We start from the raw sequence: 14,506 nt of genomic DNA, 5'->3' as shown, positions 1-14,506 counted from the left end.
CTGCGCCGGAGCATGCACGGAGACGTGTACGCCCCCCTCGATCCGATCGGCCTGGAGCGCCATTCCGTTGATCGTCGCGTTCCCCTCGACGCTGTTGCGGCGAACGGAGCCTTGCTGAGCTGGAGAGTTCGGCGATACGCCGGATTCGTGCGCCAACTCTGCTCCTCCTTGGGCCTGGTGGGGCGGATACCGGATCGCGGGAGAAGGACGCGGCGCAGGCGGTTCGCCCATACCACGTCGGTTTCCCTTTCGCCCGGACAACATGGAAACCCGCAGTTCAGGAAACCGGGCGGTGGTATAGCAGACGGTTCCCTCTCATGCCATGCTCGCCTCCTGCGCGTCCGGGGAACAGACGACAGGGGGCATTTTCGGTGGAGATCCATCTTCTGGGGACCATAGGGCTGGCGGTCGACGGGACGCCGCTGACGATCCGCTCGCACAAGGTGCGAATACTGTTGGCCGGCCTGGCCCTGGACCTCGGAAAACCGCTCTCGCCCGCCGTCCTCGCCGACCGCATCTGGGACGGCGAACCACCGGTCAGCGCCACGTCCACCCTGCAGAGCTACGTCTCCCGGCTGCGCACCGTGCTCCGGGAGGCCGCCGCCGGGGCCCCGGGGCGGCCGGGCACCCGGATCGAAATCGTCTCCCAGGCCGGCACGTACGCGCTGCAGGCCCGGTCCGAACAGGTCGACTGGCACCACTTCCGCACCCTGACCGGCCGGGCCCGCACCCTCGCCGAGTCGGGCCAGGACCACCGGGCCTGGACCCTCCTGCGCGAGGCCGAGGACGTCTGGCAGGGCGAACCGCTGGCCGGACTCCCCGGCGAATGGGCACAGTCCACCCGCGTCCTGCTGGCCGACCGGAAACTGGCGGCCACCCTCGCCCGCATCGAGATCGAACTGCGCCTCGGCCGGTTCTCCGACGTGGTCGCGGAGCTGATCGCCCTGGCCGCCGACCACCCGTGGAACGAGCGGGTCTCGGCACTGCTGATGACCGCCCTGTACGGCTGCGACCGGCTGGCCGAGGCACTCAGCGTCTACCGCGATGTCCGGCGGAAGCTCCGGGAGGATCTGGGGACCGGTCCCGCCGAGTCGCTGAACCGGCTGAACGAGCAACTCCTGCACCGGGTGCCGGTCGGCAACCTGCTGCGCCGCCCGGCGGCCACTGCCGGCAGATCGGCCGCCCATCGCGCCTCCGCACCTCCGTCGACCCTTCGCTCCGCTCCCGAACTCATCGGCCGGGAATCGGAGTTGAACGCCATTCTGGACGCCGCGCGCAACCCGGACCGGGCCGGCGGCGGGCGGCCCGACCCCTTGACGGTGGTGACCGTCTCCGGCATGCCGGGTGCCGGCAAGACCGGACTCGCCCTGGCTGCGGCCGCCCTGCTGCGCGGGGAGTTCCCGGACGGCCAGGTGTTCGTACCACTGGCCGCGCACGCGGGCGGCACGTCCGCCCTCGGTCCGGAGACCGCCGCCACCGCGCTGCTGCGGCAGTTCGGCGTACCCGCCCAGCAGATACCGCTCGACCCGGAGGAACTGCTCGCCGAGTGCCGCGAACTGCTGGCCGGCCGGCGCGCCCTGGTGGTGCTGGACGACGCCGCCGGACCGGCCCAGGTACGCCCGCTGCTGCCGGCCGCGTCGCCCTCCTTCGTCCTGGTCACCAGCCGCCACCGGATGGCAGAACTCCCCGCGGTCCGTACGGTCCTCCTCACCAGGCTGTCACCGTCCGCGTCCCGCGCGATGTTCCGGAGGCTGGCGGGCGGGGGCCGGATCGCGGAACCGGAACAGGCCGCAGAGGTGACCGCGGTCGCCGAGTTGTGCAGCGGACACCCGCTCGCCCTCGACCTGGCCGCCAGTCGCTTCCGGGCGCACCCGACGTGGACCCTCGAACACCTCATCCGGCGACTCTCCCGCGCGGACGGCAGGATCGGCGAGCTCTGGAACGACCTCGGCAGCCTGGAGGGGGCCTTCATGATGTCGTACCGAACCCTGGCAGCTGATCATCAGACCGCGTTCCGCCGCCTGTGCCTGCATCCGGGCGGGGAGTTCGGCCCGCACACGGCGGCCGCGCTGGTCGGCCTCCCGGTGGCGGCGACGGAACGCATCATCGACGCGCTGCTGACCGTCCACCTGGCGTCCGAGCCCGCCCCCGGCAGATACGAAATACACGATCTCATCAGCGAGTTCGGCCGAATCCTGGCAAGCCGAACGGACCCGCCGGAAGATCATTCCAGTACGGTCCGAAGACTGTCGGCCTTCGCCACCGACGCGTTGGTCGCCCTCGACCACACCCGCTCGCCCCGGCGTTTCCGGCTGGCACCGCCGGCAGGTCTTCCCGATTTCGACGAAGGAACGCCGCCCGACACCCCGGAGTGGCCCGACGAGGCCTCGGCCACCACCTGGCTGCGCCGCGAACTTCCCGGATTCATCGCGCTGGAAGGGAAGTTGCGCGCGGACGGCAACGTCTCCGAAGCCGGCTGGCTGTCCCACGTGCTCGCCCCCCACCTGGACACCGCCGGCCTGTGGCACGAGGCCCACCAGATGCAAGAGGCCGCAGCCACCGCCGGGCCGGCGCAGGACGATCCCCGGCGGACGGCACACGCCCTGCTCGACCTGGCCCGGACCCTGATCCGCTTCGCCCGCTACCCCGACGCCGCCGACGCCGCCGAACGCGCCCTCGCTCTGGCCCGGCGCACCGGCGACGACCCGGCCCACGCCGACGCGCTGAGCCGGCTCGCCGAACTGCACGGACAGATCGGCGACCCTGCGACCGCCCTCACCTACCAGCACGCAGCGGTGACCCTGCGCCGCTCGATCGGCGACGAGGGACCGCTGGCCCGCAGCCTCAACAACCAGGGCATCTTCCACACCCTGCTCGGCGACCAGGAATCCGCCGTCCGGTCCCTCCGGGAAGCACTTCCGATTTTCCGGAGCCTCGGCGATCAGCGCAGCACCGGCTCGCTCCTGAACAATCTGGGCGGCATCCATCTGAGCACCGGCGACCGGAAATCCGCCCGCACGTCCTTCGAAGCCCTACTGGAACTCGACGGCGGAAATCTCTCCGAAGCCGACCTCGCGGCCGTCCGTCTCAACCTGTCACTGACCCTGGACATTCCCGAGGAATCCCGGCTGGCGACGGAACTGCTGAATTCATCGGCCCGGACCTTCGGACTCCTCGACGACGTCCGCCACGAAATCGACGCACGCAACGCACTCGGCCTGGTGCACCGCCTTTCGGGGAACCTCCCGGAGGCCCACCGGCAGTACTCCACCGCAGCCGGCCTGGCAGCCCGCATCGGCGCCGCGCACGAGGAGCAGGAGGCCCGGCAAGGACTGGAGCAGGTGGAGGACGTCATCGGCACCACCCCTCAGGACGAGGGGAACGGTGAACAGTCGTCCGACCGCTCCCGCCTCGCCCGCGCCGAGGAGGCGACCGCTCCGAACCTGGGCGACCTGACCGAATCACTGCTCCGACGTGACTGGCCGGACCCCTCCGACACCCCGAATTCGAAGCGAATGAATTCCAGATCTAGCCAAGGTGATCAAAATTGAACACAACCAGTCGGCCGAGGGCGCCGGGATCCACCGGGGGCGACAAGTTCGCGACACCTCCCGAGAATCGGAGACGAAGGGTTCCGATGATGCCGAGTTGATGATCGACCCGCGTCGCGGATAGCCTGTTCGAGACAAGGGTGTCGATTCTCGAACGCCACGGATCCCGCACAAACGGAACCTGCAAATGCATCGTGCACGTCTGACTGCCCGAACCGCCCCTCCCCCGCCCAAGCCCTCCAGGGGGAGGGGAAATTTGTCCACGTACATCACGCTCGTGGCAACGGCAGTCACCCTGGGCTGGATACCCATCTACCTGGCGATCGCCCAACTCCCCTCGGACAGCGCGACCAGCGGCCCCGTAGCCGCCGCGCGGATCCTCGAAACGCCCCGACCGGTGCTCGGAGCAATCTGACCCGGCAGAACGACGGGCCCGATTCCCGCTCTCGGTTGCAGCGGGGATCGGGCCCGTTGGTACGACCCGGGGCCCGGGGGCGCAGGGGTCAGGGCTTGGGGCGGGTGCGGGTGGTCTTGGTGAGGTGCTTGCGGTGGCGGGCGCGTTCGGCACGGAGGCGGGCGTCGGTGCGGGCGGCGATCCAGTCGTTCTCGCGCTGGAGCTTGAGGTAGCTCTCCCAGCGGCGTTCGGGGAGGGTGCCGTCGGTGAGGGCGGTGCGGACGGCGCAGCGGGGTTCGCTGCGGTGGGAGCAGTCGGCGTAGTGGCAGTCGGCGGCGAGGGCGCTGATGTCGGCGAAGGCCTGGTCGATGCCCTCGCCGCCGAAGAGGCCGACGCCGCGCAGGCCGGGGGTGTCGATGACGGCGCCGCCGGCCGGGAGCGGGACGAGTTCGCGGACGGTGGTGGTGTGGCGGCCCTTCTCGTCGACGGAACGGACCTGCTGGACCGTCATCGCGGACGTCCCGGCGAGGGCGTTGGTGAGGGTGGACTTGCCCGCGCCGGACTGGCCGATCAGCGCGCAGGAGCCGGTGGCCCGGGCGCGCAGCTCGTCCATCCCCTCGCCGGTTTCGGCGCTGACCGTCAGTACGGTGACACCGGGTGCGATCGCCTCTACGTCCGCCCGGACGAAGTCGCCGTCGTGGACCAGGTCGGACTTGGTCAGGACGATCAGCGGTTCGGCCCCGGACTCCCAGGCGAGGGCGAGCAGGCGCTCGACCCGGCCGGGATCGGGTTCCGCGGCGAGCGAGACGGCGATCAGTACGGTGTCGACGTTGGCGGCCAGGACCTGGCCTTCGGAGCGCTTGTGGGCGCCCTTGCGGATGATCGCGGTGGTGCGGGGCAGCACCGCCGCGAGGGCGGGGGCGGGACGGGCGGCCGGGTCGAACGCGACCCAGTCCCCCGTACAGGGGTTGTGTGCGGTGTCGGCCGTCATGACCGGGCGGGTGGCGGCGCGCTGCACGGCCGGCTCCCCGCTCTCGGGGTCGACGAGCAGCACTTCGCAGCTGCCGCGGTCCATCCGGACGATCCGGCCGGGCAGCAGCCCGGTGGCGGCGAGCGGGGCGAACGCGGCGGCCCGGTCGTCCGTCCAGCCGAGCCCGGAGAGCGGGTGGGCGGACGGGGAGGGGGCGGAGGGGCGGGTGGGGACCTGCATGGTGATCAACGGGGACCCTTCGAGGGAACGGGCGGCCCCGGCCGGAGGGCGTCAGCGGGTGCGCGACGCCGGAGGACGGCGGGCCGGGGGCCAGGGGGTAATGGACTCGGCAGACTTCTGAACACAGCGGAAAACACCTGCGAGAACAGGCCTCACGGTCCTCACCTCCTTCCTCTCCTGGCACGCCTCGCCCACCCCGCCCGGGGTGCGCTCGATCGGCGGACGCCACGCTAGTCCCCTCCCGTCACCCGCGCCACCGAATTTCCGCCGGTCCATGATGGTCGGTCAACTCACTTGCACAGCAAGGAAGTTGAGGCCGATGGATGGACGCAAGGGTTCCGCAAGCCGCGCAAGGGTTCTCCAGCCGTCCCACCACCGCGCCCGGACATCCCTCCCCTGACGGCGGTGCACGGGGCCCGCCGTCCCGGTGGAAGGCCGGGAGGAGAACGGGAAGGAAGGGGGGAGGCCCGATGTCCTGGGCGACTCTGCTCGACCGCAAGCGGGTGCTGGCGGTCGTGCACACGGTGGTGTACGGGCAGCGGCTGCGCGAGGTGTGCGAGCTGCTGGCGGCGGACCTGCGGGTGCAGGTGGTGTTCACCGTCGCGCCGCACGCGTTCAACGAGGGGGTGGCGGCGTTCCTGATGGGGCTCGGCGGCACGGTGGTGCCGTGGGAGCAGGCGGTGGCCACCGAGTTCGACCTGGTGCTGGCCGCCGGCTCGCAGGGGATCGAACAGGTCCGCGGCCCGCTGGTGCGGCTGCCGCACGGGGCCGGACACCTGAAGCTGGCCCGGGCGCTGCCGCCCGCGGGCTCGGTGACGGGCGTCCGGGAGCAGCGGCACGCCAACACCACCAGTAGCAGCGGCAGCGGCCCGCGGGAGGTCTCCGGCCTGGGCCGGAACTACCTGCTGTGGGAGGGCCGCCCGAACGCGGCGGCGTACGCGCTGGCGCACCGGGACGACCTGGCGGCGCTGGAGCAGTCCTGCCCGGAGGTGGTGCCGATCGCGGAGGTGGTCGGCGACGGGGACCACGACCGGATCCTCGCCGCGCTGCCCCGGCGGGCGGAGTTCCGGGCGGCGCTGGGCCTGGGCGAGCGGGAGCGGCTGGTGCTGCTCTGCTCGACCTGGGGGCCGGACTCGGTGTTCGGCGGGTTGGACGCGCTGCTGCCCCGGCTGGTGCGCGAGCTGCCCGCCGGACGCTTCCGGACCGCGCTGGTGGTGCACCCCAACGTGACGGCGGGGCACGGCGGCTGGCAGGTGCGCCGCTGGGTGGAGGGGGTGTCCGGCGGGACGGTGGCGCTGGTCGCCCCGCAGACCGACTGGCGTCCGCTGCTGGTGGCCGCCGACTACGTGATCGGCGACCACGGCTCGGTGACGCTGTACGCCTCGCTCACCGGGGCCCGGATCCTGCTGGCCCGGTTCCCGCACCGGAACGTCAACCCGGACTCGCCGGGCGTCCAACTGGCGCGCACCGCCCCGGCGCTGGACCCGGCGCACCCGCTGGACCGGCAGCTCGCGTACGCGGACGGGCTCTACCGGCCGGAGGCGTACGCGGCGATCGGGGCCCGGATCTCCTCCGAGCCGGGCTCGTTCCTGCCCCGGATCCGCCGCCTGCTGTACCGGGTGCTGGACCTGGGCGAGCCGGCCCACCCGGCCGCGGAACCGCCGCTGCCCCCGCCCGCCCCGCTGTTCACCGGCCCCGACCGGCCCGACGGAAGCGGAAGCGGGAACGGGAACAGGAGTGGGAACGGGGACGGAAGCAGGAACGGGAACGGGGGCGGCCGATGGCGGTGACGGTGACGGTCCGGCTCCCGGCCGCCCCGGGCGTCCCGGCCCGGTGCGACCGGCACCTGGCGGCCCGGACGGACGAACCGGCCCGGGTGCGGCACCTGGCGGACGTGCTGCACGGCGAGCACCCGGACGGGTCGGACGAGGAGTTGTGGCGGCGGCACCCGGGCTGCGCGGTGCTGGCACTGCGCGGTCCGGACGGCCTGGTGCGGGTCCGCTTCCGGGGCGGCACGCTCACCCTCCGCCCGGGCCCCGCCGCCCCCGACCCGGCCGCGCTGGCCGGTTCCCTGGTGCACGCCCTGCTGTCCGCTGCCACCGCGCGGCAGCAGCGGCAGCAGCAGTAGCGGCGGCAGTAGTAGCGGCGGCAGTAGTAGCGGCAACAGCAGCAGCGGCCCCGCTACCCCCGGCGGGCGGGGCCGCCGTTCACGGCCCGGATCGGCGGCGGCGGCGCTCGCCCCCGCCGCCGATCCGGCGCCGGACGTCGCCGTAGGGGAGGAAGGAGGCCCAGCGCTCCGGGTACTCGCTGGGGACGTCGTCCTCCTCGTCGTCGTCGAAGAGTTCCTCGTCGTGGCCGTCGGCGAGGCCGAACTGGCGGGCCCGGTCGGCGCGTTCGGCGGCCCGGCGGGCGGCGGCCTCGCGGCCGCGCTGGACGGCGGCGTCCTCGGCGATGCGCTCGTTCTCGGCGCGGGCGTCGGCGGTCTCGACGGTGGGCCAGCGGCGGTCTATCGCGGCGTTCATGGCGGCGCCGATGAGCACGGCCAGCGCCACCACGAAGATCCACAGCAGCACGGCGACGGGGGCGGCCAGCGAACCGTAGACGGAGTGGCCCTCGACCGAGCTGACCAGGTAGATCCGCAGCGCGACGCTGCAGACCACCAGGACCAGCAGGGCGACCAGCGCGCCGGGGATGTCCTCGCGCCAGGGCGTGGAGACCGGGACGGCCACGTGGTAGAGGGTGGTGAGGGAGACGATCAGCAGGACGATCGCGGCGGGCCAGTAGAAGCTGGTGATCGCCCCGGTCCAGCTCGGGAAGGTGTTGATCAGCAGGCCGGGCCCGGCGACCAGCAGCGGCAGCACCAGGGAGCCGATCACCAGTGCGCCGAGGTAGAGGCCGAGCGACATCAGCCGGGTCTTGACCAGGCCGCGCTTCCCGTCGAGGCCGTACATCACGGTGATGGTGTCGATGAAGATGTACAGCGCCCGGGAGCCGGACCAGAGCGAGAGCAGGAAGCCGATCGAGATCAGGTCCGGCCGGGCGCTGTCGAAGACGTCCTGCAGCAGGGGTTGGACGATCTCGTCGATGGAGCTCGGTGAGAGCACCGTCCCAGCTGCTGAGACGATGTCGTTCTTGAGCTTGTTGATGGTGCCGGCCCCGAGGATGTCGTCGAGGTAGCCGAGGGTGCCGGCCAGGCAGAGCAGCAGCGGCGGGATCGACAGCAGGGTGAAGAAGGCCGCCTCCGCCGCGAGTCCGGTGACGCGGTACTCGACGCAGGTGTTGGTGGTGTCCTTCACCAGCGCCCACACGGTGCCGTACCAGGTGTTCCGCTTGGCGGCGCGGCGCCGTCCGCCGCGGCGGCGGGAGGGCCGGTCGCCGGCGGGCCCGGGTCCTCCGGCCGGGTGGGGGGTACTGCCTGCTGCTTGCACGTCCCTACGGTATCGGCCCGGGCCGCGGGCCCCGTGCGCCGCCGCCGGGAACGGAACCCCCGCGGGGCCGCGAGCAGCCCCGCCTCCATGATGGTTCCACCATTCGGAACGCTGGAGTCCAGGATTCGGACGTTAGTGGACCGCGAGTCGCTCGCCGTGCGAATCTCTTGCCATGTCTAGCGCCGGAACCACCCTAGTTGGCCGACTCCACGTCGACCTCCTTCGCGTGTCCAGCGCCATCTGTCCGGTGACCTGAGCCCTTCGTACGCCGCACCGCACCGGCGCCATCCCCGCCGTCGCGGATGTGCGCAAGACCCGCCCGGCCAGCGTCACCCCTCCCACCGCCTGCGTAGAACGCCGCAGGTGGGAGCGGAGCGCGTCCGGGGACCGCCAGCACCTCGCACCTGCCAAGCCGCTCAAAGGACTGACACCATGGCCCGCACTCCCGACACGGTCGAGCCTCAGGACGGCGCCGCGCCCGCGGCCCGCCCCGCCGCCCGCAAGGTGACCCGCCACCGCGGCGAGGGCCAGTGGGGCATGGGGCACTTCACCCCGCTCAACGGCAACGAGCAGTTCAAAAAGGACGACGACGGTCTCAACGTGCGGACGCGGATCGAGACGATCTACGCCCACACCGGCTTCGCCGGGATCGACCCCAACGACCTGCGCGGCCGGATGCGCTGGTGGGGCCTCTACACCCAGCGCAAGCAGGGCATCGAGGGCGGCAAGACCGCCGTCCTGGAGCCGCACGAGCTCGAGGACGAGTTCTTCATGATGCGGGTGCGCATCGACGGCGGCCAGCTGACGGTGGCCCAGCTGAAGGCGGTCGGCGAGGTCTCCGAGCAGTACGCCCGCGGCACCGCCGACCTGACGGACCGGCAGAACGTCCAGTACCACTGGGTGCGGATCGAGGACGTCCCGGCGATCTGGCAGAAGCTGGAGGCCGTCGGCCTGTCCACCACCGAGGCGTGCGGCGACTGCCCGCGCGTGGTGATCGGCTCCCCCGTCGCGGGCATCGCCGAGGACGAGATCATCGACGGCTCCTGGGCCATCGACGAGATCAACCGCAAGTACATCGGCAACAAGGAGTTCTCCAACCTCCCGCGGAAGTTCAAGACCGCGATCTCCGGCTCGCCGCTGCTCGACGTGGTGCACGAGATCAACGACATCGCCTTCGTCGGCGTGGTCCACCCCGAGCACGGCCCGGGCTTCGACCTGTGGGTCGGCGGCGGCCTGTCCACCAACCCGAAGCTGGGCGTGCGGCTCGGCGCCTGGGTCCCGCTGGAGGACGTCCCGGACGTCTGGGCGGGCGTGGTCGGCATCTTCCGCGACTACGGCTACCGCCGCCTGCGCAACCGCGCCCGCCTGAAGTTCCTGGTCGCCGACTGGGGCCCGGAGAAGTTCCGCCAGGTCCTGCAGGACGAGTACCTCAAGCGCGAGCTCGCCGACGGCCCCGGCCCGCAGGAGCCCAGCAACCGCTGGCGCGACCACGTCGGCGTGCACCGGCAGAACGACGGCAGGTTCTACGTCGGCTTCGCGCCGCGGGTCGGCCGCGCCAACGGCAAGCTGCTCTCGCAGATCGCCGACCTGGCCGCCGAGCACGGCTCGGACCGCCTGGCCACCACCGTCGAGCAGAAGATGATCGTGCTCGACGTCGCCGAGGACCGGGTCGAGTCCCTGGTGGCCGGCCTGGAGGCGCTGGACCTGCGGGTCACCCCGTCCACCTTCCGCCGCGGCACGATGGCCTGCACCGGCATCGAGTACTGCAAGCTGGCGATCGTCGACACCAAGGAGCGCGGCCGCACCCTGATCGACGAACTGGAGCGCCGCCTGCCGGAGTTCGACGAGCCGCTGAGCATCAACATCAACGGCTGCCCGAACGCCTGCGCCCGCATCCAGACCGCCGACATCGGCCTCAAGGGCCAGCTGGTCGTCGACGCGAACGGCGAGCAGGTCGAGGGCTTCCAGGTGCACCTGGGCGGCGCCCTGGGCCTGGACGCCGGCTTCGGCCGCAAGGTCCGCGGCCTGAAGGTCACCAGCGCCGAACTGCCCGACTACGTCGAGCGCGTGCTGACCCGCTACCAGGCCGACCGCCAGGACGGCGAACGCTTCGCCCAGTGGACGGTCCGGGCCACCGAGGAGCAGCTGTCGTGAGCGAACGCGCCGCCCCTTTCTACTGCCCGTACTGCGGGGACGAGGACCTGCGCCCGTCCGAGAGCGGCCACGGCGCGTGGGAATGCCGGGCCTGCCGCCGGGGCTTCCAGCTGAAGTTCCTCGGACTGCTGTCAACGACCGACGGGGGTAACGGACATGACGACCGCCACTGACTACGAGGCGATAGCCGTCAGGGCCGGCCGCGAGCTGGAGGAGGCCACCGCGCAGGAAGTGCTGCGCTGGGCCGCCGACACCTTCGGCAAGCGGTTCTGCGTGACGTCCTCGATGGAGGACGCGGTGGTCGCCCACCTGGCCTCCACCGCGCTGCCCGGCGTGGACGTGGTCTTCCTGGACACCGGCTACCACTTCGCGGAGACCATCGGCACCCGGGACGCGGTCGCCGCGACCATGCCGGTCAACGTGATCACGCTGACCCCGAAGCTCACCGTCGCCGAGCAGGACGCCCAGTACGGGCCGAACCTGCACGACCGGGACCCGGACCTGTGCTGCTCGCTGCGCAAGGTCGAGCCGCTGGGCCGCGGCCTGGGCGGCTACGACGCCTGGGCGACCGGCCTGCGCCGCGACGAGTCGCCGTCCCGCGCCAACACCCCGGTGGTGGCCTGGGACGCCAAGCGCCGCAAGGTGAAGATCGCCCCGATCGCCCGCTGGACGCAGGACGACGTGGACGCCTACGTGCAGGCCAACGGGGTGCTGCTGAACCCGCTGCTGTGGGAGGGCTACACCTCGATCGGCTGCTCGCCGCTGTCCTGCACCGCCAAGCCCGGCGAGGGCGAGCAGGGCCGGGCCGGCCGCTGGGCGGGCTCCGGCAAGACCGAGTGCGGCATCCACCTCTGATCCGCGCCACCCACCGAACCACCGTCACCGACCTTCAGGAGTAACCACCGTGACCACCGCCGACACTCTGGCCGCGGGCCGCGAGCGCGGCGCCACCGTGTGGCTGACCGGCCTGCCCAGCGCGGGCAAGACCACCCTCGCGTTCGCGCTGGCCGAGCGGCTGCGCGCCGAGGGCCACCGGGTCGAGGTGCTGGACGGTGACGAGATCCGCGAGTTCCTCTCCAAGGGCCTGGGCTTCACCCGCGAGGACCGGCACACCAACGTCACCCGGATCGGCTTCGTCGCCGAGAAGCTCGCCGCCAACGGCGTCAAGGTGCTCGCCCCGGTGATCGCCCCGTTCGCCGACTCCCGCGCCGCGGTGCGCGAGCGGCACGCCGCGAACGGCACCGAGTTCCTGGAGATCCACGTCGCCACCCCGGTCGAGCTCTGCTCCGAGCGGGACGTCAAGGGCCTGTACGCCAAGCAGGCGGCCGGCGAGATCTCCGGCCTGACCGGGGTCGACGACCCGTACGAGGCCCCCGAGAAGCCGGAACTGCGCCTGCAGACGCAGGGCCGGTCGGTGGCCGAGTCCGCCGCCGAACTGCACGCCTTCCTGACCGAAAGGGGACTGGCATGACCGTCACCACGCAGCGCCTGGTCCAGGCCGAGGACAGCCCGTACGCGCTGTCGCACCTGGACGCCCTGGAGGCCGAGTCGGTGCACATCTTCCGCGAGGTCGCGGGCGAGTTCGAGCGGCCGGTGATCCTGTTCTCCGGCGGCAAGGACTCCATCGTGATGCTGCACCTGGCGCTGAAGGCGTTCGCGCCCGCGCCGGTGCCGTTCGCCCTGCTGCACGTCGACACCGGGCACAACTTCCCCGAGGTGCTGGCCTACCGGGACCGCGCGGTCGCGAAGCACAACCTGCGGCTGCACGTCGCCTCCGTCCAGGACTTCATCGACCGCGGCGTGCTGCGCGAGCGCGCCGACGGGCTGCGCAACCCGCTGCAGACCGTCCCGCTGCTGGACGGCATCGAGTCCAACAAGTTCGACGCCGTGTTCGGCGGCGGCCGCCGCGACGAGGAGAAGGCCCGCGCCAAGGAGCGCGTCTTCTCGCTGCGCGACGAGTTCGGCGCCTGGGACCCGCGCCGCCAGCGCCCCGAGCTGTGGTCGCTGTACAACGGCCGGCACGCGGTCGGCGAGCACGTCCGGGTCTTCCCGCTGTCCAACTGGACCGAGCTCGACGTGTGGCAGTACATCGAGCGCGAGGGCATCGAGCTCCCGGAGATCTACTACGCCCACCGCCGCGAGGTGTTCAAGCGCGACGGCATGTGGCTGACCGCCGGCGAGTGGGGCGGCCCGAAGGAGACCGAGCAGGTCGAGACCCGCCTGGTGCGCTACCGCACCGTGGGCGACATGTCCTGCACCGGCGCGGTCGACTCCGACGCCGACACCATCGAGGCCGTGATCACCGAGATCGCCGCCTCCCGCCTCACCGAACGAGGGGCGACGCGCGCCGACGACAAGATGTCCGAGGCCGCCATGGAGGACCGCAAGCGCGAGGGGTACTTCTAAGCAATGAGCACCACCCAGGAAGCAACCGCCACCTCGCTGCTGCGCTTCGCCACCGCGGGCTCCGTCGACGACGGCAAGTCCACGCTGGTGGGCCGGCTGCTGCACGACTCCAAGTCGGTGCTGGCCGACCAGCTGGAGGCCGTCGAGCACGCCTCCCGCCGGCGCGGCCAGGAGGCCCCCGACCTGGCGCTGCTCACCGACGGCCTGCGGGCCGAGCGCGAGCAGGGCATCACCATCGACGTGGCGTACCGCTACTTCGCCACCGCCCGGCGCCGGTTCATCCTCGCCGACACCCCCGGCCACGTGCAGTACACCCGCAACATGGTGACCGGCGCGTCCACCGCCGAGCTGGCCGTGGTGCTGGTCGACGCCCGCAACGGCGTGGTCGAGCAGACCCGCCGGCACGCCGCGGTCGCCGCCCTGCTGCGCGTCCCGCACGTCGTCCTGGCCGTCAACAAGATGGACCTGGTCGCGTACGCGGAGCCGGTGTTCGCACGGATCGCCGAGGAGTTCACCGCGTACGCGGCCTCGCTCGGGGTCAAGGACGTCGTGGCGGTGCCGATCTCGGCGCTGGCCGGCGACAACGTGGTCGAGCCCTCCGCGAACATGGACTGGTACGGCGGCCCGACCCTGCTGGAGCACCTGGAGACGGTGCCGGTCGGCACCGACCCGAGCGCCGAGCCGGCCCGCTTCCCGGTCCAGTACGTGATCCGGCCGCAGAGCGAGGAGTTCCACGACTACCGCGGCTACGCGGGCCAGCTGGCCTCCGGCGTGCTGCGGGTCGGCGACCCGGTGACGGTGCTGCCCTCCGGCCACACCACCACCGTCGCGGCGATCGACGCGCTCGGCGAGCCCACCGAGATCGCCTGGGCCCCGCAGTCGGTGACGGTCCGCCTCGCGGACGACATCGACATCTCCCGCGGCGACCTGATCGCGGCCGCCCCCGCCCCCGTCCCCACCAAGGACGTCCGGGCCACGGTCTGCCACCTCAACGAGCGTCCGCTGCACGTCGGGGCGAAGGTGCTGCTCAAGCACACCACCCGCACGGTGCGCGCCCTCGTCAAGGAGATCGAGTACCGGATCGACATCGACACCCTCGAACGGCGCTCCGGCGCCGAGGGGTTGAACGTCAACGACATCGGCCACGTGGTGCTGCGCACCGCCGAGCCGCTGGCCCTCGACGACTACACCGACAACCGCCGCACGGGTTCGTTCGTCCTGATCGACCCGTCCGACGGCACCACGCTCACCGCCGGCATGGCGGGCGAGGCGTTCGACACCGTCAGCACCACCGACGCTTCCCAAGAGGAGGACTGGGTCTGATGCCCAGCGAGGCGTTCTCGGGCATGGACAAGGAAGGCGG

General features: G+C 72.1%; 12 protein-coding genes. 10 read left to right on the top strand and 2 right to left on the bottom strand.

Annotation, left to right across the window (positions count from 1 at the left end):
- The first annotated feature begins 371 nt into the window (after positions 1 to 371).
- Together EDD39_RS16095 and EDD39_RS39600 are read left to right on the top strand one after the other, a co-directional pair.
- Positions 372 to 3,551 carry an AfsR/SARP family transcriptional regulator gene (locus EDD39_RS16095; RefSeq protein WP_162870040.1) on the top strand — a complete coding sequence of 1,060 codons (3,180 nt, stop codon included), beginning with the start codon at positions 372 to 374 and terminating at the stop codon, positions 3,549 to 3,551.
- Positions 3,552 to 3,828: 277 nt separating this feature from the next.
- Complete coding sequence (locus tag EDD39_RS39600) at positions 3,829 to 3,966, top strand: hypothetical protein (protein WP_162870039.1); 138 nt, start codon at positions 3,829 to 3,831, stop codon at positions 3,964 to 3,966.
- Between the two features lie 88 nt (positions 3,967 to 4,054).
- On the opposite strand, the gene rsgA is transcribed toward EDD39_RS39600, so the two are convergent.
- Complete coding sequence (rsgA, locus tag EDD39_RS16090) at positions 4,055 to 5,155, bottom strand: ribosome small subunit-dependent GTPase A (protein ID WP_244257215.1); 1,101 nt, start codon at positions 5,153 to 5,155, stop codon at positions 4,055 to 4,057.
- A 470-nt stretch (positions 5,156 to 5,625) separates the two neighbouring features.
- Here rsgA and EDD39_RS16085 point away from each other — a divergent pair, with 470 nt between their 5' ends.
- Positions 5,626 to 6,945 (top strand): hypothetical protein, encoded by a 1,320-nt coding sequence (locus EDD39_RS16085; RefSeq protein ID WP_123556701.1) that lies wholly within the window; start codon positions 5,626 to 5,628, stop codon positions 6,943 to 6,945.
- Positions 6,936 to 7,283 (top strand): hypothetical protein, encoded by a 348-nt coding sequence (locus EDD39_RS16080; protein WP_123556699.1) that lies wholly within the window; start codon positions 6,936 to 6,938, stop codon positions 7,281 to 7,283. The genes EDD39_RS16085 and EDD39_RS16080 overlap by 10 nt, the downstream gene beginning before the upstream one ends.
- A gap of 79 nt (positions 7,284 to 7,362) precedes the next feature.
- Here EDD39_RS16080 and EDD39_RS16075 read toward each other — a convergent pair whose 3' ends face one another.
- Positions 7,363 to 8,583, bottom strand: coding sequence for a YihY/virulence factor BrkB family protein (locus tag EDD39_RS16075; protein ID WP_123556697.1), 1,221 nt, complete (start codon positions 8,581 to 8,583; stop codon positions 7,363 to 7,365).
- 172 nt (positions 8,584 to 8,755) lie between these two features.
- Between EDD39_RS16075 and EDD39_RS42700 the strand changes: the two genes are divergently transcribed.
- The 6 genes from EDD39_RS42700 to EDD39_RS16050 all read left to right on the top strand — a co-directional run bounded on the left by EDD39_RS42700 (position 8,756) and on the right by EDD39_RS16050 (position 14,466).
- On the top strand, positions 8,756 to 8,839 hold the full coding sequence (locus tag EDD39_RS42700; protein ID WP_318264789.1) for a putative leader peptide: 84 nt from the start codon (positions 8,756 to 8,758) through the stop codon (positions 8,837 to 8,839).
- Between the two features lie 176 nt (positions 8,840 to 9,015).
- Positions 9,016 to 10,737, top strand: coding sequence for a nitrite/sulfite reductase (locus EDD39_RS16070; protein WP_425269690.1), 1,722 nt, complete (start codon positions 9,016 to 9,018; stop codon positions 10,735 to 10,737).
- A gap of 156 nt (positions 10,738 to 10,893) precedes the next feature.
- Positions 10,894 to 11,592 carry a phosphoadenylyl-sulfate reductase gene (locus tag EDD39_RS16065; RefSeq protein WP_123556695.1) on the top strand — a complete coding sequence of 233 codons (699 nt, stop codon included), beginning with the start codon at positions 10,894 to 10,896 and terminating at the stop codon, positions 11,590 to 11,592.
- Positions 11,593 to 11,641: 49 nt separating this feature from the next.
- Complete coding sequence (cysC, locus tag EDD39_RS16060; protein ID WP_030460134.1) at positions 11,642 to 12,208, top strand: adenylyl-sulfate kinase; 567 nt, start codon at positions 11,642 to 11,644, stop codon at positions 12,206 to 12,208.
- Positions 12,205 to 13,143: a sulfate adenylyltransferase subunit CysD gene (gene cysD / locus EDD39_RS16055; RefSeq protein WP_030460133.1), complete on the top strand. Its 939-nt coding sequence runs from the start codon at positions 12,205 to 12,207 to the stop codon at positions 13,141 to 13,143. The genes cysC and cysD overlap by 4 nt, the downstream gene beginning before the upstream one ends.
- A gap of 3 nt (positions 13,144 to 13,146) precedes the next feature.
- The gene (locus EDD39_RS16050; protein ID WP_123556693.1) at positions 13,147 to 14,466 is read left to right on the top strand and encodes a sulfate adenylyltransferase subunit 1; all 1,320 of its coding nucleotides are present in this window, start codon (positions 13,147 to 13,149) and stop codon (positions 14,464 to 14,466) included.
- The last annotated feature ends 40 nt before the right edge of the window (positions 14,467 to 14,506 follow it).

Source organism: Kitasatospora cineracea (assembly GCF_003751605.1).
Taxonomy (GTDB): Bacteria; Actinomycetota; Actinomycetes; order Streptomycetales; family Streptomycetaceae; genus Kitasatospora; species Kitasatospora cineracea.
The sequence above is the reverse complement of the archived record's forward strand: the minus strand, read 5'-3'. Positions and strand labels throughout refer to the sequence as shown.

Coding starts and splice junctions, on each gene's coding strand:
- EDD39_RS16080 (WP_123556699.1), top strand. CDS start 6,936: ATGGCGGTGACGGTGACGGTCCGGCTCCCGGCCGCCCCGGGCGTCCCG.
- EDD39_RS42700 (WP_318264789.1), top strand. CDS start 8,756: ATGTCTAGCGCCGGAACCACCCTAGTTGGCCGACTCCACGTCGACCTC.
- EDD39_RS16085 (WP_123556701.1), top strand. CDS start 5,626: ATGTCCTGGGCGACTCTGCTCGACCGCAAGCGGGTGCTGGCGGTCGTG.
- EDD39_RS16070 (WP_425269690.1), top strand. CDS start 9,016: ATGGCCCGCACTCCCGACACGGTCGAGCCTCAGGACGGCGCCGCGCCC.
- cysD (WP_030460133.1), top strand. CDS start 12,205: ATGACCGTCACCACGCAGCGCCTGGTCCAGGCCGAGGACAGCCCGTAC.
- EDD39_RS16065 (WP_123556695.1), top strand. CDS start 10,894: ATGACGACCGCCACTGACTACGAGGCGATAGCCGTCAGGGCCGGCCGC.
- rsgA (WP_244257215.1), bottom strand. CDS start 5,155: ATGCAGGTCCCCACCCGCCCCTCCGCCCCCTCCCCGTCCGCCCACCCG.
- EDD39_RS16050 (WP_123556693.1), top strand. CDS start 13,147: ATGAGCACCACCCAGGAAGCAACCGCCACCTCGCTGCTGCGCTTCGCC.